The organism is Enterobacter sp. Lyrl_3 (assembly GCF_051948675.1).
Taxonomy (GTDB): domain Bacteria; phylum Pseudomonadota; class Gammaproteobacteria; order Enterobacterales; family Enterobacteriaceae; genus Enterobacter; species Enterobacter cloacae.
Genome location: NZ_JAYJLI010000002.1, coordinates 48,914 through 74,778, shown reverse-complemented (window position 1 = coordinate 74,778; position 25,865 = coordinate 48,914). Strand labels below are relative to the sequence as shown.

Genomic DNA, 25,865 nt, shown 5'->3' with positions numbered 1-25,865 from the left:
AGAACGCCATGCAACGTCTTGTCGACATCGCCCCCCCACAGGTTCCGCACATCTGGTCCCTGTTAAGCCAGATCCCGGACCCGGAAGTGCCGGTGCTCACCATCACCGATTTAGGCATGGTGCGCAGCGTCACCGCGCAGGGCGAAGGCTGGGTGATTGGCTTTACGCCAACCTATTCAGGCTGCCCGGCGACGGAACACCTGCTTGGCGCCATCCGCGACACCCTGACGGCGCACGGTTATACGCCGGTGCACATTGTGCTGCAGCTGGAACCCGCCTGGACGACCGACTGGATGACCGCCGATGCGCGTGAACGTCTGCGCGCGTATGGCATCAGCCCACCCGTGGGGCACAGCTGTCATGCCCACGTTCCCGCTGAGGTGAGTTGCCCGCGCTGCGCCAGCACCGACACCTCGCTTATCAGTGAGTTTGGTTCTACGGCCTGTAAGGCGCTGTATCGCTGTAATACCTGCCGCGAACCCTTCGACTATTTCAAATGTATTTGAGGTTGCCATGACAACGTTTCATTCATTAACAGTGGCAAAAGTAGAACCCGAAACCCGCGATGCGGTGACCATCACCTTCGCGGTTCCGCAGGCGTTGCAGGAGGCTTACCGCTTTCGTCCCGGCCAACACCTGACCCTGAAAACCAGACTGGGTGCAGACGAATTGCGCCGCTGTTACTCCATCTGCCGGAGTAGCGCGCCGGGGGAGATCAGCGTCGCGGTTAAAGCCATTGAAGGTGGACGTTTCTCTCGTTACGCCCGGGATGAGATCAAACCGGGCATGACGCTGGAGGTGATGGTTCCCCAGGGGCATTTTGGCTATCAGCCACAGCCTGAACGGGAAGGTCACTATCTGGCGATTGCCGCTGGCTCCGGCATCACCCCGATGCTGGCGATTTTATCCGCCACGCTGGCCGCCGAACCGAACAGCCACTTCACCCTGATCTACGGCAACCGCAGCAGCCAGAGCATGATGTTCCGTCAGGCGCTGGCAGACCTGAAGGATAAATACCCGCAGCGGTTGCAGCTGGTTGCCATCTTCAGCCAGGAGCGGCTGGACAGCGACCTGCTTTACGGCCGTATCGACGGTGAAAAGCTGCAGGCGCTGGCAAAAACGCTGATCAACTTCCGCCAGTACGACGAGGCCTTTATCTGCGGCCCGGCCGCGATGATGGACGAGGCTGAAGCGACCTTAAAAGCGCTGGGAATGGCGGAAAAATCCATTCACCTAGAGCGGTTCAATACGCCGGGCACAGCCGTTAAGCGCGCGGTGAGCGTGCAGGCGGAAGGCCAGAAGGTGATCGTGCGCCAGGACGGGCGTGACCGCGAGATTGTTCTCACGGCGGACGACGAGAGCATTCTTGATGCCGCCCTGCGCCAGGGGGCGGATCTGCCGTATGCCTGCAAGGGAGGCGTCTGCGCCACCTGCAAATGCAAAGTGCTGCGCGGCAAGGTGGACATGGCGACCAACTACAGCCTGGAGCCGGACGAACTGGCCGCCGGGTATGTGCTGAGCTGTCAGGCGCTGCCGCTAACCGCCGACGTGGTCGTCGACTTTGACGCTAAGGGGATGGCATGAGCGAACTTCTGGTCACCCGTTATGACCGCGTGCTGCAACTCACGCTCAACCGGCCGGCGGCACGCAACGCCCTTAACAATGCGCTGCTGACACAGCTTGCAGAACAGCTGGAGGCGGCGGCAAGCGATAACACCCTCTCTGCCTGTGTGATTTACGGCAGCGAGCGCTGCTTTGCGGCCGGAGCGGATCTCAACGAAATGGCAGAAAAAGATCTGCCTGCCACCCTGAACGATAGTCGTCCTCAGCTGTGGAAGCGGATTGACGCCTTCAATAAGCCGCTGATTGCCGCCGTGAACGGTTTTGCACTCGGGGCTGGCTGCGAGCTGGCCCTGCTGTGCGACGTAGTGATTGCCGGTGACAACGCCCGCTTCGGTCTGCCGGAAATTACGCTTGGGATCATGCCTGGTGCGGGCGGTACGCAGCGCCTGATCCGCTGCGTGGGTAAATCGCTCGCCAGCAAAATGGTACTGACCGGGGAAATCATTACGGCGCAGCAGGCCCAGCGTGCCGGTCTGGTCAGCGACGTTTTCCCGGCCTCGCTGACGCTGGAATACGCCCTGAAACAGGCAGCGCTGATGGTGCGCCACTCGCCGCTGGCGCTACAGGCGGCTAAACAGGCGCTGCGCCAGTCACAGGAAGTGCCGCTGCAGGCGGGTCTGGCCCAGGAGCGTCAACTGTTCACGCTGCTCTCGGCCACGGAAGACAGGCGAGAAGGCATCGACGCCTTCTTACAGAAACGTACTCCCGACTTTAAAGGACGCTAATTGTGGAATTTATTCTCAGTCATGTAGAGCAAGGCGTAATGACCCTGACGCTGAACCGTCCGGAGCGTCTGAACAGCTTTAACGATGTGATGCACCAGCAGCTTGCAGAATGCCTGAAGCAGGCCGAGCGCGATGAGACTATCCGCTGTCTGCTGATCACCGGCGCAGGGCGCGGCTTCTGTGCCGGGCAGGATCTGAACGACCGTAACGTCGACCCGAACGGTCCGGCGCCGGATCTGGGGATGTCCGTCGAGACCTTTTATAACCCGCTGGTGCGTCGTCTGGCTGCGCTGCCAAAACCGGTGATTTGCGCGGTCAACGGCGTGGCGGCAGGAGCAGGGGCCACGCTGGCGCTGGGGTGCGACATGGTGATTGCCGCGCGCTCCGCCACCTTTGTAATGGCCTTCAGCAAGCTGGGGTTAGTCCCGGACTGCGGCGGAACCTGGTTCCTGCCGCGCGTGGCCGGACGTGCCCGCGCCATGGGGCTGGCGCTGCTTGGCGACAAACTGAGCGCCGAACAGGCGCACGCCTGGGGAATGATCTGGCAGGTGGTGGATGACGACCAGCTCTCCAGCACGGCGCAGCAGCTGGCGCTGCATTTTGCCTCGCAGCCCACCTTTGGGCTGGGGCTGATCAAACAGGCGATCAATGCCGCGGAAACCAACACCCTGGACGCACAGCTTGACCTGGAGCGCGATTATCAACGGCTGGCCGGACGCAGCGACGATTACCGCGAAGGCGTGAGCGCCTTTCTGGCGAAGCGCGCACCGAATTTTACGGGGAAGTAAGATGCTGAACATTCGTACTGTCGCCGTCATTGGAAGCGGCACGATGGGCGCCGGAATAGCCGAAGTCGCGGCAAGCCATGGGCATCAGGTGATGATGTACGACATTGCCTCAGACGCCATTTCCCGCGCCATTGACGGCATTCGCCAGCGCCTGGCCTCCCGGGTGACGCGGGGCAAACTCACTGAGGAGGCGTGTGGGCAGATCCTCGCCCGGCTGACCCCGGTCACGGATATCAGTGCGCTAACCACGGCGGACCTGGTGATAGAAGCCGCCTCCGAGCGCCTTGAGGTGAAAAAAGCGCTGTTTGCCGAACTGGCGGAGATCTGCCCGCCGCAGACCCTGCTTACCAGCAACACATCTTCTATCTCGATCACGGCGATTGCGGCGGATATCCGTCATCCAGAGCGAGTGGCAGGCCTGCATTTCTTTAACCCGGCACCGGTGATGAAGCTGGTGGAGGTGGTTAGCGGGCTGGCGACCTCGCCGGAAGTGGCCGACGCGCTGTGCGAGCTGGCGCTGAACTGGGGGAAACAGCCGGTGCGCTGCCAGTCGACGCCGGGCTTCATCGTAAATCGCGTGGCGCGGCCCTTCTATTCCGAAGCCTGGCGCGCGCTGGAGGAACAGGTTGCAGCTCCTGAAGTCATTGATGCTGCCCTGCGCGAAGGCGGCGGTTTCCCGATGGGGCCGCTGGAACTGACCGATCTGATTGGGCAGGACGTTAACTTCGCCGTGACCTGTTCGGTGTTTAACGCATTCTGGCAGGAGCGGCGTTTTCTCCCTTCACTGGTGCAGCAGGAGCTGGTGCTGGCGGGGCGACTGGGCAAAAAAAGCGGGAAGGGCGTTTACGACTGGCGCGGCGAATCGCCACAGGTGCCATGGCTCGACGCGGTCAACGACAGCTTTAGCCCAATGCGGGTTGAACGAAAACGTGACGGTGTCACGGAAATCGATGATGTGTTGCTGATTGAAACGCAGGGCGAAACCGCTCAGGCGCTGGCGCTGCGCCTCAACTGCCCGGTGGTGGTGGTTGATCGCATTGAGCGCGACGTGGCGGTGATTGCGTCGGCGGCCAGCAACCCGCATACCGCGACGCAAAAAGTCATCCGCTACCTGCAACAGCAGGGAAAGCGGGTGGTGCAGATTGCCGATTACCCTGGCCTGCTGGTCTGGCGCACGGTGGCGATGATTGCCAACGAAGCGCTGGATGCGCTGCAAAAAGGGGTCGCCAGCGAAAAAGATATCGATACCGCCATGCGTCTGGGCGTGAACTACCCGTCCGGGCCGATTGCCTGGGGCGCGCGGCTGGGCTGGCAACGTCTGTTAACGCTGCTGGAAAACCTGCAGCGTCATTACGGCGAAGAACGTTATCGCCCCTGTTCACTGCTGCGCCAGCGTGCGCTTCTGGAGAGTAGCTATGAGTCATAACGCCTGGCATAACGCCCGCACCATGTACGAACAGGATGCCTGCGCGCAGGCAATGGGGATGGACATTATCGACATGGACGAAGGTTACGCAGTGGTGACCATGACCATCACCCCGCAGATGCTTAACGGCCATAAAACCTGCCACGGCGGACAGCTCTTCTCGCTGGCCGACACCGCGTTTGCCTACGCCTGCAACAGCCAGGGGCTGGCGGCGGTGGCCTCTGGCTGCACAATCGATTTCCTTCGACCGGGCTTTGTCGGAGACAAGCTGACCGCCACCGCGCGGGTTAAGCATCAGGGCAAACTGACCGGCGTATATGACATCGAAATTCAGAACCAACAACAGAAAACCGTCGCTCTCTTTCGCGGAAAATCCCACCGCATCGGCGGCAATGTGACAGGAGAACCCTGATGCGTGACGCATTTATTTGTGATGGGGTGCGAACCCCGGTGGGGCGGTACGGCGGGGCGTTATCCGCCGTACGCGCGGACGATCTGGGCGCCATACCGCTGCGTGCCTTGCTGGAGCGCTATCCGCAGCTCGACCCGGAGCGGATTGATGATGTGATCTTCGGCTGCGCCAACCAGGCGGGGGAAGACAACCGCAACGTGGCGCGTATGGCGTCGCTGCTGGCCGGGCTGCCGCAGAGCGTCTCCGGCACGACGATCAACCGCCTGTGCGGCTCGGGGCTGGATGCGGTTGGCTTTGCTGCACGCGCCATAAAATCCGGTGATGGCGATCTGCTGATTGCCGGTGGCGTGGAGTCGATGTCCCGCGCGCCGTTTGTGATGGCGAAAGCCACCGCGGCGTTTCAGCGCCAGGCGGAGATCTTCGATACCACCCTTGGCTGGCGATTTGTGAATCCGCTCATGCATCAGACGTTCGGAACTGACAGCATGCCGGAAACGGCAGAGAATGTAGCTGAATTGTTAAATATCAGCCGTGCCGATCAGGATGCGTTCGCGCTGCGCAGCCAGCAGCGTACCGCCCGGGCGCAGCAAAACGGCATTCTGGCGCAGGAGATCGTGCCGGTGCTGGTGCCGGGGAAAAAAGGGACCGTCACGGAGGTCTCTGTTGATGAGCACCCGCGCGCCGACACCACGCTGGCGCAACTTGCCGCCCTGAAAGCGCCGTTTCGCAAAAATGGCGTCGTTACCGCAGGTAACGCCTCTGGGGTGAACGATGGCGCCGCTGCACTGATTATCGCCAGCGAGCAGATGGCGCTCGGACAGGGGCTTGAGCCGCGCACGCGGATTGTGGCCATGGCCACCGCAGGCGTGGAGCCACGTCTGATGGGGCTAGGGCCGGTGCCCGCCACCCGTAAAGTGCTGGAGCGAGCGGGGCTCAGTATTAACGAGATGGATGTGATTGAGCTGAACGAAGCCTTCGCCTCCCAGGCGCTGGGCGTGCTGCGTCAGCTGGGTTTGCCGGACGATGCCGCACACGTCAATCCGAACGGAGGGGCCATTGCGTTAGGCCATCCGCTGGGAATGAGCGGTGCCAGGCTGGTGCTGGCCGCGAGCAATGAATTGCATCGACGCCACGGGCGCTACGCGCTGTGTACGATGTGCATCGGTGTGGGTCAGGGCATTGCCATGATCCTTGAGCGTGTTTGAGCGAACAATAATGTGAGTACCCTGCGATGATAAATACAACAAAGCTTGATCCGATCGAAACCGCGTCCATTGACGAATTACAGGCGTTGCAGACCCAACGTCTGAAATGGACGCTGAACCACGCCTATAACAACGTGCCGATGTACAAACGTAAGTTTGATGCCGCGGGCGTTCACCCTGACGATTTCCGCGAACTGGCCGATATTCGCAAGTTCCCGTGTACCACCAAGCAGGATCTGCGCGATAACTATCCGTTCGATACCTTCGCCGTACCGATGGAGCAGGTGGTGCGTATTCACGCCTCCTCCGGCACAACCGGGAAACCGACCGTCGTGGGCTATACCCAGGGCGACATTGACAACTGGGCCAATCTGGTGGCCCGCTCCCTGCGTGCCGCCGGGGGCAGCGCGAAGGACAAAATCCATGTGGCCTATGGTTATGGTCTGTTTACCGGCGGGCTGGGCGCTCACTACGGTGCCGAGCGTTTAGGGGCCACGGTGATCCCGATGTCCGGCGGCCAGACCGAGAAGCAGGCGCAGCTGATCCGCGATTTTAAGCCGGATATGATCATGGTGACGCCTTCCTACTGCCTCAACCTGATTGAAGAGCTGGAGCGCCAGATGGGCGGCGATGCCAGCGCCTGCTCCCTGCGCGTGGGCGTGTTCGGTGCCGAGCCGTGGACACAGGCGATGCGTCATGAGATCGAAAAACGGTTAGGCATTACGGCGCTGGATATCTACGGCCTTTCGGAAGTGATGGGGCCGGGCGTGGCGATGGAGTGTCTCGAAACCGCCGACGGCCCGACCATCTGGGAAGATCACTTCTACCCGGAGATCGTCAACCCGAACGACGGCACCCCGCTTAATGACGGCGAGCAGGGCGAACTGCTGTTCACCACGCTGACCAAAGAGGCGCTGCCGGTGATCCGCTATCGCACCCGCGACCTGACCCGTCTGCTGCCGGGTACCGCCCGCACCATGCGCCGCATGGACAGGATCAGCGGTCGCAGTGATGACATGCTCATTATCCGCGGTGTAAATGTCTTCCCGTCGCAGCTGGAAGAGGAGATTGTGAAATTTGAGCATCTCTCTCCGCATTACCAGCTGGAGGTGAACCGTCGGGGGCATCTTGATTCACTTTCTGTAAAAGTGGAGCTGAAAGAGAGCAGTCTTTCGCTGACCCACGAACAGCGCTGCCAGGTCTGCCATCAGCTGCGTCATCGCATTAAATCGATGGTCGGGATTTCCACGGACGTCATGATCGTTAACTGCGGCAGCATCCCGCGCTCGGAGGGGAAAGCCTGCCGGGTGTTTGACCTGCGTAAAGTGGCGGCCAACGGTTGAATTATCCTCATTCTACGTTCCCTCTCCCACAGGGAGAGGGTGTATTGAGTTCCCTCTCCCTGTGGGAGAGGGTTAGGGTGAGGGTCTATCCAGGATTCGTATGCTATGATTCATCCAGGACAAAAACACCAACAGAATGAATCACATGAAACTCGACGCCTTTATTCAGCATGCGGTCAGTTCGGTTCCCATCAGCGGGACGTCGCTAATCTCCTCGTTATACGGTGACGCGCTTTCCCATCGCGGCGGCGAGATTTGGCTTGGCAGCCTGGCCGCGTTGCTCGAAGGGATGGGCTTTGGCGAGCGCTTCGTGCGAACCGCGCTGTTTCGGCTCAATAAAGAGGGCTGGCTGGATGTCTCCCGCATCGGGCGTCGCAGCTATTACCGCCTGAGCGACAAAGGGCTGCGTTTAACCCGCCGGGCGGAGAATAAGATCTACCGCGCGGAGCTGCCCGCCTGGGATGGTAAATGGCTGCTGCTGCTCTCCGAAGGTCTCGATAAAACCACGCTTGCCGATGTGAAAAAACAGCTTATCTGGCAAGGATTTGGCACGCTGGCGCCCAGCCTGATGGCTTCGCCCTCGCAGCATCTGGCGGATGTGCAGTCGCTGCTTCATGACGCGGGCGTGGCGGAAAATGTTATCTTCTTCGAAGCCCATTCACCGCTGGCACTTTCCCGCGCGGCGCTGCGTTCCCGCGTTGAGGAGTGCTGGCAGCTGACCGAACAGAACGCGATGTACGAGACGTTTATTCAGTCGTTCCGTCCGCTGCTGCCGCTGCTGAAAGAGGCTACGCCGGAAGAGCTTACGCCAGAGCGTTGCTTCCACATCCAGCTGTTACTGATCCACTTTTATCGTCGTGTGGTGCTGAAAGACCCGCTGCTACCAGAGGAGCTACTGCCTGCGCACTGGGCGGGTCAAAGCGCACGACAGCTTTGCATCAACATCTATCAGCGTGTGGCACCGGGAGCGCTGGCGTTTGTCAGCGAGAAAGGCGAAACCTCGGTGGGTGAACTGCCCGTGCCCGGCACGCTTTATTATCAACGCTTTGGTGGTCTTGCGACCGCATAAGGAGTGAGGATGCCTGTTTATCAAATTGACGGTCTGACGCCGGTGGTGCCAGACGAGAGCTATGTCCACCCGACAGCGGTGCTCATTGGCGATGTGATCCTGGGGAAAGGTGTGTATGTCGGCCCCAATGCCAGCCTGCGCGGCGACTTTGGCCGTATTGTGGTGAAAGATGGCGCGAACATTCAGGATAACTGCGTGATGCACGGCTTCCCGGAGCAGGATACGGTGGTGGAAGAGGACGGCCATATCGGCCACAGCGCCATTCTGCACGGCTGTATTATCCGCCGCAACGCCCTGGTAGGGATGAACGCGGTGGTGATGGATGGCGCGATTATCGGTGAGAACAGCATCGTCGGCGCGGCGGCGTTTGTGAAGGCGAAAGCCGAGATGCCCGCTAACCATTTGATTATCGGCAGTCCGGCGAAAGCGATTCGTGAGCTGAGTGAACAGGAACTGGCCTGGAAGCAGCAGGGCACGCGCGAGTATCAGGTGCTGGTGGAGCGCTGTAAGCTGACGATGCATCAGGTGGAGCCGCTGCGCGAAGAAGAGCCGGGACGCAAACGACTGACGTTTGATGAGAATTTACGGCCGAAATCGGCGGTGTGAGCGGGGGGAATGTATATTACCGGGCAAGGGAGCATCCTGTGACATTACTCATACGACAAGCAACATCAGCAGATTCAGTATTACTCAGTGAACTGGGCTATCGCATCTATCCCGCGCACTTTAAGCATCTGTGGAAGTCGGAATCAGAGCTAAACGATTTTCTGAAGTCCGAATATTCTGTTGCGGCGATAGAACATAGTCTGAGAGACAGCGGCACAAGCTGGTATGTGGCGGACCTTGATCAACCGATTGGTTTTATGAAACTGACATGGGAAGCCACAATCCCTGATACCGACATCAGCGGTGTTCTTCTTAATAAACTCTATCTTGATCCGACTAAGACGAGTAATCACTACGGTCAGAGCATGTTTAGCAGCGTCATCGAACTTACCCGAAGTCATGGCAAAAAATTTCTGTGGCTCGAAGTACTTGAACAGAATGAACGTGCCCGGCGATTTTATGAAAAGCAGGGGATGCGGTTTATCAAGGATACGGTTTTCGAAACAGCGTCGCAGCAAAGTGTATTGAAGATCATGGGGATGGGGTTATAGCTTTCCTTTGCTTATAGGGGGCTTTTCGTCTTCGTCAGACAGGGATTATAGGCTTAGAAAGAGGGATGAGGGAGTTCTGGCTATGCGGGCTCATCAACAGCACAAGTCACGTAAATTGTATCGTAGCGTCAACACGACGACACGACACTATTCTAACAACCCTGGCGCTGAGTATCGCTGGGAACGTAATCGTAAAAAATCCGGGGATGAGTTGCTGGTAACACGTGAAACCATGCACAGTGGACAAAAGCGAGGACGTGACTACACGCCATTGTTTTACTTTTTGCTCAAACAGATTGGCAAACCGTGGGATGACGTTTTCAGCGAAGTTTGTGGACGTCTTGATACTACCGAGCCTGTGTTCTGGTTAGTCGCGATGCATGAGCATCAGCAAAGGGATTTAGTCTGTATTGGCGATAGCAGCTTTTATCCGGGCCTGTTTGTTGATGAGAATGGCGTTTTACAACAGGTTAACCCATCGATTAGTGCCAGGGACGTAAAAGTGACTTGCCGCTGCTGTACGCACACCTTTATTGGTGAGCCTGTGCCCTGGAGGGAGGAGTGAAATATGGGCTGTTGCGCTACATACCCTGATGAAGTAAGTCAGGATATTTGCCGGATAAACCCCCAATAATTTACGTAGCCGGGATCCATTCAACAATAGTTCTTGCCAACTCCCTGGGCTGTTCGAGCGGAATCATATGGCCGCAATCCAGAATGATTCTTAACGACGCATAAGGTATGGCTTCGACCAATTCTTCTGCCTCCTTCATCGAACGGATGGCATCATCTTCACTGGCGATAACCAGTGTTGGACAACGTATCGTTGCAGAAGGTATACCTTGCCTGGACAAGGATGATTGCGTGATGAAGGCTTCAAATCCCAGAGAGCATCCCATTTTCTGGATAGCTGAAATCATATCCTGATTTGATGTGTTTAGAGGGTGGAGTGACCGGGCAATAGCATGTCTGCTCAGTCCCTTAAACGTTGTGGGGGACAATGACTGCACGCTTTTCCGCTTTGCTTCAGCCTCTAACGGCGTATCTTCCCGTAAGGAACTGGCAATAAGCACTAAGGACTCTACACGTTCAGGGAATTCTGCTGCCAGTTGCCGGGCAATATACCCTCCCATCGAAAAACCTATCAAAGAAAACTTCTCAGGCAGAAGAGTAATCAAATGCTGCACTACATCATGAATGGTTCGTCCTTCAGTTACAGCTGCATGATGAACAATACAGTTTGACGGGAGGTATGTTTCAAATTCATGCCAAAGCATTTCATTCAGCATAAACCCTGGAATTAAAACGATTTTACGCAGCTTTAAACTCATAGATCTCGCTTCAATGCATCAGTGTATTTATTGGATTAGACCGGTTAAAAATATCTTACTAACTGCGACAATATCAAATTTCTGCCCTGGATAGGCGTTATCTATTTCCACAGAGTTTCTGAACGTTTCTAACGTCCTCCCAGGCTTCCTCCACCATCAACAGGCAGCACTACGCCAGTAATAAAACTCGCTTCTGGTGATAAAAGAAAGGCTATTGCTGAAGCCACTTCAGCAGGAGAACCCAGTCTGCCCATTGGGATTGTCGATAAAATACGTTGTTCTGCTTCACTTCCAACAGGTCGTGTTTTATGAAAAAGCTCTGTCTCTATTGGCCCAGGAGCAATCGCATTCGAGGTGATCCCGAATTGAGCAAGCTCTAATGCCCAGGTCCGTGTACAACCTACCAGAGCACTTTTTGCTGCTGAGTAAGCTGTTCGGTCAATCGCACCGTAGATGGCACGGCTACATACATTAACTATTCTTCCCCAGCCTCTGCTCTTCATGTTGCCGATGAGTGCTTGTGTTATTTGAACTGCCACCCGTACGTTTATATCCATGACCTTCAGGAACGTTTGAATATCAATGCCTCCAAGTTGTTGAGGTAAGGCTACACCCACATTATTTACAATGCCGTGAATTTCGTGATTTTCGACTATTTTCAATAAAATTAAGTTAGTCTCATCAGCGCTACTCAGGTCAGCCGTATATAAAACCCCCGGAAAGCTGGCATCAACATTACGGGCAATACCCACAACCTGGTGACCCTGTTCTGATAATTTGTCACTGAGTGCTCTTCCTATCCCTTTTGTTGCACCAGTGATTAGATAAGTGCGATAAGGCCCCATATTAAAATCCTCAGTTTCGTTTGGAAGAATGAGAATCCAATGCTTACTGAAATCCCATTTTTTACTAACCCTCTATTAGGCTAGCAGAATAATTGCCAACGTTTGCTCCTCGCTCAAAACCGACGCTAACGCAGGAACAGAATGGCGTATTGGTACACATGCCAGCCTGCAATCATGACCTGTCAACCTGACGCGATACGTTCCTTATCCCTATCAAGTGCCGCCCCGTCATCTAACACGGGGCGGGAATTGGCGTTCCATCCAAACAAATCAGAAACTATACGTAACCTTCAAACTTCCCGTCGGCGAGGTTTTTCGCTGAACAATCGGGCTGTCGGCTGCATCCCCCATCAGTTGCGTAACGCCTGCGCCAGCAACCACGCTCCAGCGTTGGCTGAGCTTGTGCGTCCAGTCGAGATTCGTTGACCAGGCATAAATTCCGGCTCCAGCGTCATATCGGGCAAATCCGGATGCGGCGGACTGGGATGCATTCACCCCGTAGTAAGTCTGCATGTACTTGCTGCTGCCCCAGCTACCGGTCAGCGACAGCGTCACCGCGTTGTTCGGTGAGGTAAAGAGCGGGCTGGAAATGCCGAAATGCAGCGCTTCGCCGTTGTCTCGCTCCGAAACCGGCACCTCTGCCTGTAATTGCAGATTCAGCCAGTCGGTGACTTTGTACCCCAGCCCTGGCACCACCAGAGCCGAACCTTTGATGTCGCCCATACCGCGCAAATAATCGCTGCCGCCGCTGATCGAATCGCTGTCCACGTCCCGATCCTTACGGCCCGCGCGATAGCTCAGCGCCGCGCTGTAATCCAGGTTGCCGATGTTGTTGCCGTAACCGATCCCTCGCGTGGTGCTGATGAAGAATCCGTTATACATGGCGTAATCCAGCACCACCGCCGTGGTGGCGCGGTTTTTATCCGAACCCGAATAGCGGGGCGCAACATCCACGCCTCCGCCTAAGGTCAACACGTTACCCTGTTGTTCTGCGGCCAGTACCGGGGTGGCCAGTAATGCCAGCAGCACGCCTGGCACGATGTTCTTCAGACTGAGCCCCGGGAGCGAAAGGGGGAACGAGTGACGCAGTTCGATATGTCTCATTAAAGAAGTCCTTTTGGATTCAAATGATTACGTTACAAGCGGTGTTAATCGCCAGAGCGCCCAGTTTGAATGTCCACCCTAAGGTTCTTATGAGCTCAAAATGAAGAAAGACTGAAGCAGATGCCGATGATGCAAAACTGTTAAATTACCTGTTACCGTCTCTTTCTTAAGACGTTCTTCATTCACGGTTGATAAAGTTGCCCTTGTGAAAATATTACTTATTGAAGACGACCTTGATCTCGGCAATGGCGTGCGTATTGCCCTTGCAGATCAAGGATTAGATGTCATATGGGTCCGCCGCAAAGAGGATGCGCTGCATCAACTTGCTGTCTGCGCACCTGAACTTATTCTGCTCGACCTAGGGCTGCCGGATGGCGATGGTATGAGCCTGATGGCGTACGTACGTCAGCAGCTAAAAGGCATCCCCGTTATTATCCTGACGGCGCGAGGAACGCTGCAGGATCGCCTGAGCGGGCTGGATGCCGGTGCCGATGACTATCTGGTTAAACCGTTTGTGCTCGCCGAGCTGCTGGCGCGGGTGAGGGCGCTTGCGCGGCGCAGTTATGGCTATCAAAACGAGGCGGTAGAAATCAGAGGATTATCCCTGCATGTGCCGACGCGTCGCGTCGCGGTGAGTTCCCGCCATATTGAGCTGACGGCCAGCGAATACGCGCTTCTTGAAACCCTGATGTTGCGTGCTGACCGCGTGCTTACGCGCCGTTTTCTGGAAGAAAGGATCTTTGGTGCGAAAGAAAACATGAGTAATGCGCTTGATGTGCATATGGGGAACTTGCGTCGAAAAATTGGCGACGGCTATGTACGAACGGTGCGGGGCGTCGGGTATGTCATTGACACCGTTGCGATTCAGAAGGAAGCAAATTGATGCGAAACCTGTGGCGTTTCCTGCGGGTGCCCACGCTGGTGCGACGAATCATGGTCGCTCAGATGCTTCTGCTGACACTGCTGTGGTGTCTTTTTTTAACCTGGATGCTGTGGGATGACTTGCGTAGCCCCCCGATCCTGACCGGCAATAAGACATATAAAACCATATTTACCCTTGTTGAACGCATGGAAGGACGTACGCAGGAACGAAGCGAGGTGCTGGAGCAGTTCAGCCAGGCGTTGCGGGAAGATTACGGTGGAGGGGACGATGCGGGACTCTCCATCACCATGATTATTCGCAAACATAACGCAATACTGTATGCCTCTGCTGGCGCACCGATAGGCGTGAAAAATACCCGGTTGGGCAAGATAGAGCGAATTCACAGCGACGGACGTAGCTGGACCAGCCGCACGCTAAAATCCGCGAATTCCGACGTGGAGGTGACGCTGGTGACGCCTGCTGCGGGGTGGAATTTCTTTATCTACCTCAACTCGCGTGGCTACTACATCATGCCGCTGCTGGTGTGTATTCCTTTTCTGCTGTTTCCCGCATGGCTGTCCATCCGCATCGCTATGCGCCCGTGGAACAACGTCGTGAATGAAATTGCCTCGCGCGCGCCAGAAGATCTCTCTCCGTTAAAGGCGGTTCCAACGCACCGGGAGCTTAGCCAGATGGTGAATGCGATTAATCAGTTCCTTGCCAGGGTGCGAGAAAGCACGGAAAGGGAGCGGGTATTTATTGCCGATGCCGCTCACGAACTGCGCACGCCGCTGGCTGCGATGCGAATCAATGTGGAGGCGTTGCAGGCCTACGTCAGCAGTGATAATCAACAGGCGCTACTTGCAGGGATTATTCGCAGCAATAGCCGGGCGGCACGTCTGGTTAATCAGCTTTTGCTGATGATGCACAGCGAAGCAAGCGTGGATACGGCGATGGAGCCGGTGCCGCTTACGACGCTCATCCAGGAGCGCATGGCGGTGCTGGCACCGCTCGCCGCGGAACGCAATATTGAGCTTGAATTCTACGCTCAGGAAGAAAGCTGGGTGAGCGGTGTCAGAGAACGTCTGATGTCGCTTATCGATAATGTGATTGAAAATGCCATTAAATACAGCCCGCAAGGCGGGCGGGTGGCGGTCGATCTCTTTTCGGCGGAGACGTCCACTCAATTCAGCGTCTCCGATGCCGGGCCGGGTATTCCGGTTGCGTTGAGGGAACGGGTGTTTGACCGGTTTTTCCGCGATCCGAATCAGGTGCAGGGAGCGGGCTGGGTCTGGCCATCGTTAAAGCGGTGGCGCAGCAGCACAACAGCAGCGTGAGCCTGAGTACCTCTGCTGACGGTGGGCTCAGGGTGACGGTGGATTTTCCCAACCCGGCGTTTGCCTGAAGAAAACGGGAGGGTGATCCCATTTCGTGCGCGATGGAAACTCTTTTTTACGGGGCGGGTCAAAGTAGATAGCTTCAAAATAATTACGGTATTTGTTATATTGTTGCTTATTGATTATTCACCTCTGCGGTGCCAAAAAGAATAAGATTCACCGCAACCCAGGATACGTAAATGTTAGATTACCGCTTCCCGACAGCTTTGCAGATGGTTCTCAGCGTAGCGATGGCGGAGCAATTGGGTGAACGTTCGACGAGTGCGATTCTGGCCTACGGCCTGGAAGCGAATCCGAGCTTCATCCGCAAACTGATGGTTCCCCTCACGCGTGACGGTATTATCGTCTCCACGCTTGGTCGCAACGGCTCAATTCATCTTGGCCGCCCGCCGGAACAGATCACCCTGCGTGATATCTACCTTTCTGTTATAGAAGACAAAAAGCTGTGGGCGTCGCGCCCCGACGTACCGGCGCGCTGCGTGGTGAGCGCGAATACGTGCTGGTACTTTAAATCCATCGCTGAAGAGGCCGAGCAGGCGTCACTCGCGGTCTTAGCCGGTCATACCGTGGCAAGCGCGCTGGAAGAGCTCAAGAAAGCGGATACCAGCGGGTGCGATCCGGTGCCCGAACTGATTGCCCAGTACAAGAAAGCGCATTAATGGCTGCATAAAAAAACCGCCTTCATCGTGAAGGCGGTTTTTTGTTATCTGCAGCGTATTACGCGGGCAAGACCTCTCTTTCCACTTTGCCGCGTGTGACAAATTTACGCAGCGTCACGTAAAACACCGGCGTCAGGAACAGGCCAAACAGCGTTACGCCCAGCATACCGGAGAATACCGTGATCCCGGTGACGCCTCGCACTTCTGCACCCGCTCCGTGGCCGAGGATGAGCGGGATGGTCCCGGCGATAAAGGCGATGGAGGTCATCACAATCGGGCGTAAACGCAGGCGGCACGCTTCAAGCGCCGCTTCCATTATACCTTTGCCCTGGATTTCCAGCTCGCGGGCAAACTCCACGATAAGAATCGCGTTTTTACACGCCAGCCCCATCAATACCACCAGACCCACCTGCACGAACACGTTGTTATCACCGCCGGTCAGCCAGACGCCAAACAGGGCAGAGAGCATCGTCATCGGCACGATAAGGATCACCGCCAGCGGCAGCGTCCAGCTTTCGTACAGTGCCGCCAGGACCAGGAACGCCAGCAGAACCGCGACCGGGAAGACGATTAACGCCGTGTTCCCCTGAGTGGCCTGCTGGAAGCTCAGATCCGTCCACTCGATATTCATCCCGTTCGGCAGAATCTGCTTAGACATCCCCTCCAGTTGCGTCATCGCCTGGGTAGAGGAGAGGACGCGCGGGTCGGCATCGCCAATAAGGTCCGCCGCCGGATAGCCGTTGTAGCGGATCACCGGATCGGGCCCGTAAGTGGTACTGATATTGACCATACTGCCAATCGGCACCATCTCGCCCTGGTTATTACGGGTGCGCAGATTCGCAATATCTTCTACGCTGTCGCGGTACGGCCCGTCGGCCTGCGCCATGACGCGCCAGGTGCGGCCGAACTGGTTAAAGTCATTCACATAGGACGATCCCAGATAGGTTTGCAGCGTCCCGAACAGATCGGTCAGCGACACGCCCTGGGCTTTGGCCTTATCCCTGTCGACCTGCACATCCAGCTGCGGAACGTTCGCCTGGTAGGTGGAAATAGGGAAGTGCATTCCCGGCGTCTGCATAATTGCGCCCGACATGGTGTTCACCGCGTTTTGCAGCGCACCGTAGCCCAGACCGGCCCGATCCTGGATGTACAGCGAGTAACCCGACCCCTGACCCAGCCCCAGAATAGGCGGCGGCAGAATGGAGAAGCCAAAGCCCTGCTGGATTTGCGCGATTTTGGCGTTGATCTCGGCGTTAATTTCAGCCGCCGTGTGTTTACGCTGGTCAAATGGTTTCAGGCCAAAGAAGACCGTCCCGGTATTCGGCGTATTAGTGAACTGCAGCGCATTCAGCCCCGGGAAGGCGACCGCATAATCCACGCCCTCGGTGTTCATACCGATTTCGCTCATTTTGCGGATCACCGCATCGGTGCGTGCCAGCGATGAGCCTTCCGGCATTTTCACGCCGCCAATCAGGTACAGCTTATCCTGAGTGGGAATAAACCCGCCGGGTACGGCTTTAAACATCACGCCTGCGGCACAGAGCAGCAGAACATAGACCACAAACACCGCACCGCGTCGTCCGAGTGTTTTGCCCACCAGCCCCTGATAACCGTTCGAGCTACGGTGGAAGAAGCGGTTGAACGGACGGAAAATCCAGCCGAACAGGCGATCAATAAGCCGGGTAGGGAGGTCTTTCGGCGCGCCGTGCGGCTTCAGGAGCAGGGCGGCCAGCGCAGGCGAAAGCGTCAGCGAGTTAATGGCGGAGATCACCGTTGATATCGCAATCGTCACCGCAAACTGCTTGTAGAACTGACCCGTAACCCCCGAAAGAAACGCCATCGGCACGAACACCGCGCACAGCACCAGCGCAATCGCGATAATCGGCCCGGAGACTTCACGCATCGCCTGATGCGCTGCCGCCAGCGGCGCAAGCCCCTCTTCGATGTTTCGCTCGACGTTTTCCACCACCACAATGGCATCGTCCACGACGATACCGATCGCCAGCACCAGCCCGAACAAACTCAGGGTGTTAAGCGAAAAGCCCAGCAGGTAAAGAATGCTGAACGTGCCCACCACCGAGACCGGCACCGCGATCAGCGGAATGATCGACGCACGCCAGGTTTGTAGGAACAGAATGACCACCAGTACAACCAGCACCACCGCTTCCAGCAGCGTCTGCACGACCGCGCGAATGGAGTCACGCACGAATACCGTCGGATCGTACGGTGCCGCCCATTTCATGTCTTCCGGGAAACGGGTAGACAGTTCTGCCATTTTAGCGCGCACCGCGTTAGACAGATCGATGGCGTTCGCCCCCGGCGACTGGAAGATACCAATCCCGACCGCGTCCTTATTGTTGAGCTGGGAGCGCAGCGCATAGCTGCCGGAGCCCATTTCAATGCGCGCCACATCGCGCAGGCGCACCAGCGAGCCGTCCTGCGCGGTTTTCAGGATAATATTGCCAAACTCTTCTTCAGTATGCAGACGACCCTGCGCGTTAATGGAGATCAGGAAATCGCTCTCTTTCGGCAGCGGCTCGGCGCCCAACTGTCCGGCGGACACCTGCACGTTTTGCTCCTGCATTGCCGTCACCACGTCCGAGGCGGTCAGGCCGCGTGCCGCCACCTTATTTGGATCCAGCCAGACGCGCATCGCGTATTCGCCCGAGCCAAAAATCTGGATTTGGCCGACGCCGGGCAGACGAGCCAGTTCATCCTTCACTTTCAGCGTGGCGTAGTTACGCATATAGAGTGAATCGTACTTACCGCCGGGCGAAAACAGATGCACCACCAGCGTCAGCGTCGGCGACTGCTTCTGGGTGGTGATACCCAGACGGCGCACGTCTTCCGGCAGGCGCGCTTCGGCCTGTGACACGCGGTTTTGTACCTGAACCTGGGCCTGATCCGGGTCGGTTCCTGGACGGAACGTGACGGTGGTCACCAGTACGCCGTCGGAGCCGGCGACAGACTTCATGTACATCATGTTTTCAACGCCGTTGATCGCTTCTTCCAGCGGCGTCGCCACGGTCTCTGCAATCACCTTCGGGTTGGCGCCGGGATACTCCGCGCGCACCTGCACGCTTGGTGGCACAACGTCAGGGTATTCGCTCACCGGCAACAGCGGGATGGCGATTAATCCTGTGATAAAAATCAGTATCGACAGCACCGCGGCGAAGATTGGCCTGTCGATAAAAAAGCGGGAAAAGTCCATGGGTCGGATTCTCAGATAAGGGATCAGTTAAGGGCGGCGCGGGTGGTCATGGCAACGGTTTTCGCGTTTACCGGCATGCCCGGCATAAACACTTTTTGTAAACCGTCGACGATGACTTTATCGCCAGGCTTCAGCCCCTGCTGGACGATACGTAAACCGTCGGCCAGACGCCCTGGCGTAATATCACGTCGCTGCGCTTTACTCTCTTTATCAACGACATAGACATACTTACGATCCTGATCGGTCAGCACTGCTTTGTCGTCAATTAGCGTGGCCTGGAACTCCGCGCTGCCCGGCAGGCGGACGCGGGCAAACAGTCCCGGCGTGAACTGACGCTGTGTGTTATCCAGCAGCGCGCGCATGCGGATGGTGCCGGTACTGGGCGTTAACTGATTATCAAGAAAATCGACTTTGCCCTGATGGGGATAGCCGTCCTCGCCCACCAGCCCAATCTCAACCGGTAGCGCCTGGTGATTGCTGGCGGCACCTTGCCCGCTGAGGGCGAGTTTTTGATAGTGAAGGTAGGTTGACTCATCCACGTCAAAGTAGACGTAAACCGTCTTCTGCGAGACCAGCGTGGTGAGCACGCTGGCGCTGTCACCGGCGGTAACGAGGTTCCCGCTGGTGATCAACGCGCGGCTGGCGCGCCCGTCGATAGGGGCGGTGACTTTAGTGAAATCCAGGTTCAGCTGCGCGGCATCCACCGCCGCCTGTGCGGCGCGAATGTCGGCCTGGGCCTGGACGGCAGCAGCGCGGCGCTGCTCCCACTCTTCACGAGAGACCAGATGGGTATTGACCAGTTTATCGGTACGGTTTGCCTCGCTTTGCGCCAGGCTGGCCTGTGTTTTGGCTCTTGCCAGCGCTGCCTGCGCCTGTTCCAGCGTGGCGCGATAGGTTCTGTCATCGATCGTGAACAATACCTGGCCTTTTTTGACCTCCTGACCGTCGGTGTAATTCACTTTATCAATGTAGCCGGAGACGCGAGGGCGGAGCTGTACGCTTTCCACCGCTTCGATCCGACCATTAAAGCTATCCCACTGGCTAATGGATTTGACGACCACGTCAGCGGCGCTGACGGTGGGCGCTTGTGGCGCGGCATTTTGCGCGACACCCTCGTCACACCCGACGAGCAGGGCGGAGAGTAACACCGCGCCCAACACGTTCAGATGAAAATTACCCCAGGTTTTTTGCAGGCTCATTATTTTTATTCCGGTAGTTGTAGCCGCCGGGCAAGACGCAACGGGGGACGCCGCGCCACTTCCTTTGTCCGGGCTGGCTTAAGGCCATTTGTGTCGTTCATCGCCACAAAACTGTAACAATTGTGAATACACTATCGCGGCGATTGTAGGTAGGCGCTAAATTTAGTGCAAGAATAATTGTTGCACTTTATGTGCTATTTGAGGCCGGGGAAAAAGGCGCGTTTTCGGCAGGGATTTAAATGCAACAATAAAACTTGCATTTAACATCAAAACGGGCCATCTTTAAATGCAACAAACAAAGGTGCTTTTTACTACGTGGCGTGTGGGGGAGAAGATGGACACTGGCGCATTTATTCACGATCTGCTCGACTGGATCGATAACAACCTGGATAGTCGTCTGGACATTGAGACCGTATCAAAGCGTGCAGGCTATTCAAAATGGCATCTTCAGCGGATCTTCAAAGAACACACGGGTTACCCTATTGCCGAGTATATCCGTGCGCAGAAACTTCAAAAATCGATGGAGCGGTTAACCCATAGCGATGAGCCGATCCTGAACGTGGCGATCGCATTGGGCTTTGACTCCCAGCAGTCTTTCAACCGCAGCTTTAAGCGTCAGTATGGTCAGGCGCCGGGGGCATGGCGTCGCAGCATTGTCAGCCCGAAAACGCAGCATCTATGCCGAACATCCCCCTAGCCTGGGCGGGAACCGTTTTGCTCCCGCCTGAGGGGGTAATGTGCGGGGTTAACTGTTTATAAAGGCGAGAAGATCGGCATTGACCTGATCGGCATGTGTCGTTGGGATACCGTGAGGCGCGCCTTTATAGGTATGCAGGGTTCCGTTTTGGACCAGCTTGACTGACATCGCGCCGGAATCTGCATACGGCACCACCTGATCGTCATCCCCATGGATGACCAGAACAGGGATGGATATCCCTTTGAGGTCTTCCGTGAAATCAGTCTGCGAGAAGGCCACAATCCCATCGTAATGCGCCTTGGCGCTTCCCATCATCCCCTGACGGTACCAGTTATAGATGACCGCTTCGGAAGGCTTCGCCCCCGGGCGATTAAATCCATAGAAGGGGCCCGCGGGCACGTCATAATAAAACTGAGGACGATTCGCCGCCAGCTGGGCCTGAAAATCATCAAACACTGACTTTGGCGTACCCTGAGGATTACTCTCCGTCTTCACCATCAGGGGCGGTACAGCACTGATCAATACGGCTTTGGAAACTTTGTCTTCACCGTGCCGGGCGATATAACGCACCACCTCACCGCCGCCGGTTGAATGCCCGACATGCATCGCACCCTGTACGCCAAGATGTTCTACAACGGCGGCCACATCGTCAGCGTAGTGATCCATATCATGGCCGTCCCACACCTGATCTGAACGACCATGACCGCGACGGTCATGGGCCACAACGCGAAATCCTTTATTGACGAAGAACAGCATCTGGGCGTCCCAGTCATCACTGCTTAGCGGCCAGCCGTGATGGAAAAAGATCACTTTCCCGTCTTTTGGACCCCAGTCCTTGTAGTAGATATTGACGCCATCGCGAGTTGTTACATAACCCATGATTATTCTCCACTCAGATAGACAGATTGCATGAAAGGCAGAAATGAAATGCGGTATACGGCCCGACTCCGCCGCGAATTAAGAAGTGTAGTTCATACGCTGGCCGTCCGGGTTAAGGCTCACCCACAGGCGGGCAGAGTGGGGCAGCGGTAAGGGGGACGGACAGAAAATAAATTTTAGCTGCAAGCTACACCGTGAAGGGTTATACTGTATATAAATACAGTGAAAGGGGCGCATCATGGCGGTTGAAACAAAATATGTTGTTGTAAGAAAAGGTGAAGAGAAAATGACATTTGCCAGTAAGAAAGAGGCTGACGCGCACGACAAACTGCTCGACATGGCAGACGCGTTCACCGACTGGCTGCTGCAAAGCGGACTGCAGATGGACGAAACGCAGGCTGAAGATCTGGGGCTGTATCTCGCCGAGCAGAAAGAGGCCGTGCAGCATATTCTGCGTACCAGCAAACTGCCCGATCTCAACGCTGTAACCGACAAAACAGAATCTGATGAGGCTGGCAGTAAAAAAATCCGAGCCGTGAAAGCTGCCTGACAGGGACATTTACGGTGGAAAAACAGTCGAGGTACTGCAATACGTCTTACACCAGGGCGCCGGTGGCGCCTTTCACCCCCTCACTGCTACGTCGTGGCCCGGGCGATTAATTTTCTCTCCTTTCACAGCACCTCAACCACTTCAAATTCTTCTGCAATCAACTCCATATCTTCAGAAAAATGACCTTCTCGGGTGAAAAATCGCTGATGCTCTTTCTTCCAGTATTCAAGGCTTAAATCGCCTTCACCTTCTTTACGGGCAAACGCCTCGGTCACATCACAAAAAAGCACCAGTCGCATTGAAACCAGCCGGGTTACACAGACCGGAACATTCTGGCCATCAAGAATAATGTTATAGCTCCCGATCCGCGGGGCAGACTCCTCCTGCTGATAAGAGGCAAAAGATCCGCAGGAAGCGGTTTTGATCCCTTTTTTAATCAGGTCTGCAAGCTCGCTGGCCAGTTCCGGGCTGTCGCCCATTTGCCAGGCACCGGCGCCTGGGTACTTCACTTTTAATTTCTCAACCACAAACATGACAAGCCCTTTTTATATGCAGGTCTGATGAATAATGATTACGATATAATAAAAACGTCTTTATTTCAGACTGTATAGAGCATCTTCATACGTAAGGCGACAAATATGAAATCCAGGAGTGCGTTAGTTTTAGACGAGCTCAGATCCAAATTACGTCCTGCATCGGTGGCACAAGTGGGCGGTTTTCGTCCCCCGGCAGACCCCCTTACATCCTGGTTTTCAAACGGTGTCGCTCTTCCCGGTGAAGGATTACCACTCTGGAAGGGGCAGCCGATGTTTCCGCTTCTTCAGATTCGTATAGATGAGCTTCCCGTTATCCCTGAGCAACTGAAGGACGTGGCACTCCTGGTGCTCTTTCACAATATTGAAAGCCATCCATTTGATAAACCTCATGGTGAAGGTTGGCTCATACGAGAATATGCCACCCTTGAAGGGCTTGAGTTATTGCCTGCGACAGACACGCCTTATCGCGCATTTCCGGTTCGATGGATAGGCGTTAATGATGATGCGCCGGGATGGGAAGATGCCTGGGATATTATCGACCTTTCTGACGTAAACGATGATCAGGAGGCAAGTGACCGCTTCCATGATGATTTTAAACGCTACAGGGGAACCAAGGTCGGAGGATACCCGATGGAGATACAACATGGCGTGGGGATAGAAGACTTTGTCTTTCAGGTGGGATCAGAGGAAAAGGTCAACTGGATGTGGGCGGATAATGGTATCGGCTATTTTCACAAATCACCGGAGGGACTCTGGACGTTTTCGTGTCAGTTTTACTGAGCATACGTCATCACAATGCTATGAATGACCCATGCCCGGCCATTTCTGCGACTCAATCTCTCGACTTATCCGCCTCAACATTTACGCTGATGTTCAGCCTCTTAGCTTCCATAATCAGCATCTTTTGGGCTAGCGCCATATCGCCACCGTGCACTTTATCTATCAGATGTTGTATAAGCGACATCATAAGGAAATGCTTATTAGCGGGATAAAAATCTGTCATGTCGATGCCGTTATCCTTCAACTGATGGTGTGCCGTAGATTCTGTATCTTCAATGATTTGAGCAATTTTCTCATTCATTACGTTGATTTGCGCAAAAACAACACGGTTTATCATTTCAATTTGTTCAGGTGTGAAATTCTTTTCCATCCTAATCCCTCATCAACGTATCGAATTCAGACAATTTACGATGCTGAATGATAATACTGAACAGCCAGACGATTAAACAGGTGCTTATTTTCCTCAACTATATTTCTCACACACAGCCAACCCTCACCATCCACGCCAGTACCCGCAGCGTGTTACACTTCCTCACTTTCATCATCTACACGACAGGGAAGCGATGATAAATAAAATTCTGGTCAGTGCGTGCCTGATGGGGTTCAGAGTGCGTTACAACGGCAGCGAAAAAGCGAAGGCGATGGCGCAACTCTCCCGCTGGCAAGCGGAGCAGCGGTTAGTGATCCACTGCCCTGAACTGGCTGCCGGGTTGCCGGTGCCCCGACCACCAGCAGAGATTTTGTCGGCCGACGGTCGGGATGTCATGCGCGGGCAGGCCAGAATCATTGAGAATACGGGCCAGGATGTCACCGAGCACTATCAGCTTGCCGCCTGGCTGGCGCTACGTACCGCACAGGAGCATGGTTGTCGCGCGGCGCTGCTCACGGATGGCAGCCCAACCTGCGGGAGCCAGCATATCTACGATGGTTCTTTTACCGGCGTGCGCAACACGGGGATGGGTGTCGCGGCAGCATTACTCGCTGAACATGGGCTCGCGGTATTCTCAGAAACGCAGCTTCCGGCGCTGATACGCTGGATAGAAGAAAGTGAAAGGGTCAATTAACCGACCCGATCGTCATTTAACGTAAGCCCGGTGTATTACGGGTTTAACCGCCGCCTTGTTAAGGGAAACGATGTCCTTACCACCACTCTATGCCCTGCGCGCCTTTGAAGTCGCTGCGCGAGTAAACTCCTTCAGTAAAGCCGCTGAAGTGCTCAATATTACGCCGGGCGCGGTCAGCAGACATGTCCGCACCCTGGAAATGTGGTTCGACTGTGAGCTGTTCAAACGGCAGGGGCCGAGAGTGGAAATCAGTGAGGCGGGGCGTGTTCTGGCCGGGCAGCTTCACGAAGGGTTCAGGAGTATCGAGTGGGCCTGTCGGGCTTTCAGAAGTGAAAACCACCTGTTGCGGCTGAAGGCACCGAGTACGCTCACCATGAGATGGTTGCTTAACGTCCTGCGATCGTTTCGTGAACATCATGAAAAACCCAACGTTGAAATAGCCAGCGTCTGGATGGACATCGATACCGTTGATTTCACGCGAGAGCCCTATGATTGCGCGATCCTGCTGGGCAACGGCCATTTTGGCGAGTCAACGGAGAGCCGATTGCTTTTCAGTGAATGGCTTATTCCGGTCTGTACCCCCGCTTTACTGGAATCTGCCCGAGAGCAACTTTCGCAGTGCGATCTGATCCATCCTTCCCCGGACAGACGCGACTGGCGGCGGTGGCTGAGAAGGACGGGGTTATTCCCCGGGCTTGATATGAGTCGCGGAGCGGTTTTCGACACCCTTGAACAGGGGAGTAGTGCCGCCATGAACGGCCATGGCGTCGCGATTGCCGACCTGCTGCTTTCGCTTGACGCGCTGAATAGCGGACTGCTTGCGCTGCCTTTCAAAGAAGCCATCGCCACCGGAGACGGTTATTACATTGTCTGGCCGAAAAATTCACTCAGGAAAAAGAGTATTGAATGTCTGCTGGACTGGCTTGACCTGCATGCACCGGTCATTCCTTCTCTTGATATCATCTGTCTGGAATACGACGAGCATCGGCTGTAGTTATCAAAA

The 25,865-nt window shown here is 55.8% G+C and carries 27 protein-coding genes and 1 pseudogene; 20 read left to right on the top strand and 8 right to left on the bottom strand.

Annotated elements, in window-relative coordinates; all coding sequences use genetic code 11:
* Positions 1–8: 8 nt before the first annotated feature.
* From paaD to VF709_RS05525, 12 genes are all read left to right on the top strand, one after another.
* Positions 9–506: a 1,2-phenylacetyl-CoA epoxidase subunit PaaD gene (paaD, locus tag VF709_RS05580; protein WP_013096759.1), complete on the top strand. Its 498-nt coding sequence runs from the start codon at positions 9–11 to the stop codon at positions 504–506.
* A gap of 7 nt (positions 507–513) precedes the next feature.
* Positions 514–1,584 carry a 1,2-phenylacetyl-CoA epoxidase subunit PaaE gene (paaE, locus tag VF709_RS05575; protein WP_040023184.1) on the top strand — a complete coding sequence of 357 codons (1,071 nt, stop codon included), beginning with the start codon at positions 514–516 and terminating at the stop codon, positions 1,582–1,584.
* The gene (paaF, locus tag VF709_RS05570; RefSeq protein ID WP_440231042.1) at positions 1,581–2,348 is read left to right on the top strand and encodes a 2,3-dehydroadipyl-CoA hydratase PaaF; all 768 of its coding nucleotides are present in this window, start codon (positions 1,581–1,583) and stop codon (positions 2,346–2,348) included. Before paaE ends, paaF begins: the two co-directional genes overlap by 4 nt.
* Complete coding sequence (gene paaG, locus VF709_RS05565) at positions 2,348–3,136, top strand: 2-(1,2-epoxy-1,2-dihydrophenyl)acetyl-CoA isomerase PaaG (RefSeq protein WP_086528139.1); 789 nt, start codon at positions 2,348–2,350, stop codon at positions 3,134–3,136. Before paaF ends, paaG begins: the two co-directional genes overlap by 1 nt.
* 1 nt (position 3,137) lies before the next feature.
* Entirely contained in the window at positions 3,138–4,562 is a 1,425-nt protein-coding gene (paaH, locus tag VF709_RS05560) for a 3-hydroxyacyl-CoA dehydrogenase PaaH (protein WP_149896410.1), read from the top strand.
* The gene (gene paaI / locus VF709_RS05555; RefSeq protein ID WP_047352526.1) at positions 4,552–4,974 is read left to right on the top strand and encodes a hydroxyphenylacetyl-CoA thioesterase PaaI; all 423 of its coding nucleotides are present in this window, start codon (positions 4,552–4,554) and stop codon (positions 4,972–4,974) included. The genes paaH and paaI overlap by 11 nt, the downstream gene beginning before the upstream one ends.
* Complete coding sequence (gene pcaF, locus VF709_RS05550) at positions 4,974–6,179, top strand: 3-oxoadipyl-CoA thiolase (protein ID WP_047352525.1); 1,206 nt, start codon at positions 4,974–4,976, stop codon at positions 6,177–6,179. The genes paaI and pcaF overlap by 1 nt, the downstream gene beginning before the upstream one ends.
* Before the next feature lie 26 nt (positions 6,180–6,205).
* Complete coding sequence (gene paaK, locus VF709_RS05545) at positions 6,206–7,522, top strand: phenylacetate--CoA ligase PaaK (protein ID WP_023621640.1); 1,317 nt, start codon at positions 6,206–6,208, stop codon at positions 7,520–7,522.
* Between the two features lie 136 nt (positions 7,523–7,658).
* Entirely contained in the window at positions 7,659–8,591 is a 933-nt protein-coding gene (gene paaX / locus VF709_RS05540) for a phenylacetic acid degradation operon negative regulatory protein PaaX (RefSeq protein WP_029883661.1), read from the top strand.
* A 9-nt stretch (positions 8,592–8,600) separates the two neighbouring features.
* Positions 8,601–9,197 carry a phenylacetic acid degradation protein PaaY gene (gene paaY, locus VF709_RS05535; RefSeq protein ID WP_048972411.1) on the top strand — a complete coding sequence of 199 codons (597 nt, stop codon included), beginning with the start codon at positions 8,601–8,603 and terminating at the stop codon, positions 9,195–9,197.
* 38 nt (positions 9,198–9,235) lie between these two features.
* Complete coding sequence (locus VF709_RS05530; RefSeq protein ID WP_048972412.1) at positions 9,236–9,748, top strand: GNAT family N-acetyltransferase; 513 nt, start codon at positions 9,236–9,238, stop codon at positions 9,746–9,748.
* Positions 9,749–9,830: 82 nt separating this feature from the next.
* Positions 9,831–10,313 carry a hypothetical protein gene (locus tag VF709_RS05525; RefSeq protein WP_149896409.1) on the top strand — a complete coding sequence of 161 codons (483 nt, stop codon included), beginning with the start codon at positions 9,831–9,833 and terminating at the stop codon, positions 10,311–10,313.
* A 70-nt stretch (positions 10,314–10,383) separates the two neighbouring features.
* Here VF709_RS05525 and VF709_RS05520 read toward each other — a convergent pair whose 3' ends face one another.
* The 3 genes from VF709_RS05520 to VF709_RS05510 all read right to left on the bottom strand — a co-directional run bounded on the left by VF709_RS05520 (position 10,384) and on the right by VF709_RS05510 (position 13,028).
* Positions 10,384–11,079 (bottom strand): alpha/beta fold hydrolase, encoded by a 696-nt coding sequence (locus tag VF709_RS05520; protein ID WP_095454747.1) that lies wholly within the window; start codon positions 11,077–11,079, stop codon positions 10,384–10,386.
* 128 nt (positions 11,080–11,207) lie between these two features.
* Complete coding sequence (locus VF709_RS05515) at positions 11,208–11,924, bottom strand: SDR family oxidoreductase (protein WP_047351742.1); 717 nt, start codon at positions 11,922–11,924, stop codon at positions 11,208–11,210.
* 270 nt (positions 11,925–12,194) lie between these two features.
* The gene (locus VF709_RS05510; protein WP_440231036.1) at positions 12,195–13,028 is read right to left on the bottom strand and encodes a MipA/OmpV family protein; all 834 of its coding nucleotides are present in this window, start codon (positions 13,026–13,028) and stop codon (positions 12,195–12,197) included.
* Positions 13,029–13,233: 205 nt separating this feature from the next.
* Between VF709_RS05510 and VF709_RS05505 the strand changes: the two genes are divergently transcribed.
* The 3 genes and pseudogenes from VF709_RS05505 to VF709_RS05495 all read left to right on the top strand — a co-directional run bounded on the left by VF709_RS05505 (position 13,234) and on the right by VF709_RS05495 (position 15,946).
* Complete coding sequence (locus VF709_RS05505; protein WP_020688169.1) at positions 13,234–13,911, top strand: response regulator; 678 nt, start codon at positions 13,234–13,236, stop codon at positions 13,909–13,911.
* Positions 13,911–15,295: pseudogene (locus tag VF709_RS05500) on the top strand (sensor histidine kinase). The gene VF709_RS05505 and the pseudogene VF709_RS05500 overlap by 1 nt, the downstream one beginning before the upstream one ends.
* Positions 15,296–15,466: 171 nt before the next feature.
* Positions 15,467–15,946 (top strand): RrF2 family transcriptional regulator, encoded by a 480-nt coding sequence (locus VF709_RS05495; protein WP_013096741.1) that lies wholly within the window; start codon positions 15,467–15,469, stop codon positions 15,944–15,946.
* 58 nt (positions 15,947–16,004) lie between these two features.
* Here the strand turns inward: VF709_RS05495 and oqxB are convergent, their stop codons facing one another.
* Positions 16,005–19,157, bottom strand: coding sequence for a multidrug efflux RND transporter permease subunit OqxB (gene oqxB, locus VF709_RS05490; RefSeq protein WP_047362023.1), 3,153 nt, complete (start codon positions 19,155–19,157; stop codon positions 16,005–16,007).
* 23 nt (positions 19,158–19,180) lie between these two features.
* Complete coding sequence (locus tag VF709_RS05485) at positions 19,181–20,356, bottom strand: efflux RND transporter periplasmic adaptor subunit (RefSeq protein ID WP_045295243.1); 1,176 nt, start codon at positions 20,354–20,356, stop codon at positions 19,181–19,183.
* Between the two features lie 334 nt (positions 20,357–20,690).
* On the opposite strand from VF709_RS05485, the gene VF709_RS05480 reads away from it, so the two are divergent.
* On the top strand, positions 20,691–21,053 hold the full coding sequence (locus VF709_RS05480; RefSeq protein ID WP_023620848.1) for a helix-turn-helix domain-containing protein: 363 nt from the start codon (positions 20,691–20,693) through the stop codon (positions 21,051–21,053).
* A 48-nt stretch (positions 21,054–21,101) separates the two neighbouring features.
* On the opposite strand, the gene VF709_RS05475 is transcribed toward VF709_RS05480, so the two are convergent.
* Complete coding sequence (locus VF709_RS05475) at positions 21,102–21,932, bottom strand: alpha/beta fold hydrolase (protein WP_020688164.1); 831 nt, start codon at positions 21,930–21,932, stop codon at positions 21,102–21,104.
* Positions 21,933–22,170: 238 nt separating this feature from the next.
* On the opposite strand from VF709_RS05475, the gene VF709_RS05470 reads away from it, so the two are divergent.
* Positions 22,171–22,482, top strand: coding sequence for a YebG family protein (locus VF709_RS05470; protein ID WP_038419338.1), 312 nt, complete (start codon positions 22,171–22,173; stop codon positions 22,480–22,482).
* Between the two features lie 122 nt (positions 22,483–22,604).
* On the opposite strand, the gene VF709_RS05465 is transcribed toward VF709_RS05470, so the two are convergent.
* Positions 22,605–23,015 (bottom strand): ASCH domain-containing protein, encoded by a 411-nt coding sequence (locus VF709_RS05465; RefSeq protein ID WP_187170947.1) that lies wholly within the window; start codon positions 23,013–23,015, stop codon positions 22,605–22,607.
* A 273-nt stretch (positions 23,016–23,288) separates the two neighbouring features.
* Between VF709_RS05465 and VF709_RS05460 the strand changes: the two genes are divergently transcribed.
* The gene (locus VF709_RS05460; protein ID WP_242465769.1) at positions 23,289–23,798 is read left to right on the top strand and encodes a DUF1963 domain-containing protein; all 510 of its coding nucleotides are present in this window, start codon (positions 23,289–23,291) and stop codon (positions 23,796–23,798) included.
* Between the two features lie 52 nt (positions 23,799–23,850).
* Here the strand turns inward: VF709_RS05460 and VF709_RS05455 are convergent, their stop codons facing one another.
* A complete protein-coding gene (locus tag VF709_RS05455) occupies positions 23,851–24,168 on the bottom strand; it encodes a hypothetical protein (RefSeq protein WP_058680391.1) in 318 nt (105 codons plus the stop codon).
* A 193-nt stretch (positions 24,169–24,361) separates the two neighbouring features.
* Between VF709_RS05455 and VF709_RS05450 the strand changes: the two genes are divergently transcribed.
* Together VF709_RS05450 and VF709_RS05445 are read left to right on the top strand one after the other, a co-directional pair.
* Positions 24,362–24,862 carry a DUF523 domain-containing protein gene (locus VF709_RS05450; RefSeq protein WP_149896405.1) on the top strand — a complete coding sequence of 167 codons (501 nt, stop codon included), beginning with the start codon at positions 24,362–24,364 and terminating at the stop codon, positions 24,860–24,862.
* Positions 24,863–24,932: 70 nt separating this feature from the next.
* Positions 24,933–25,856, top strand: a complete 924-nt coding sequence (locus VF709_RS05445; protein WP_038419341.1) for a LysR substrate-binding domain-containing protein — start codon at positions 24,933–24,935, stop codon at positions 25,854–25,856.
* Positions 25,857–25,865 lie beyond the last annotated feature (9 nt).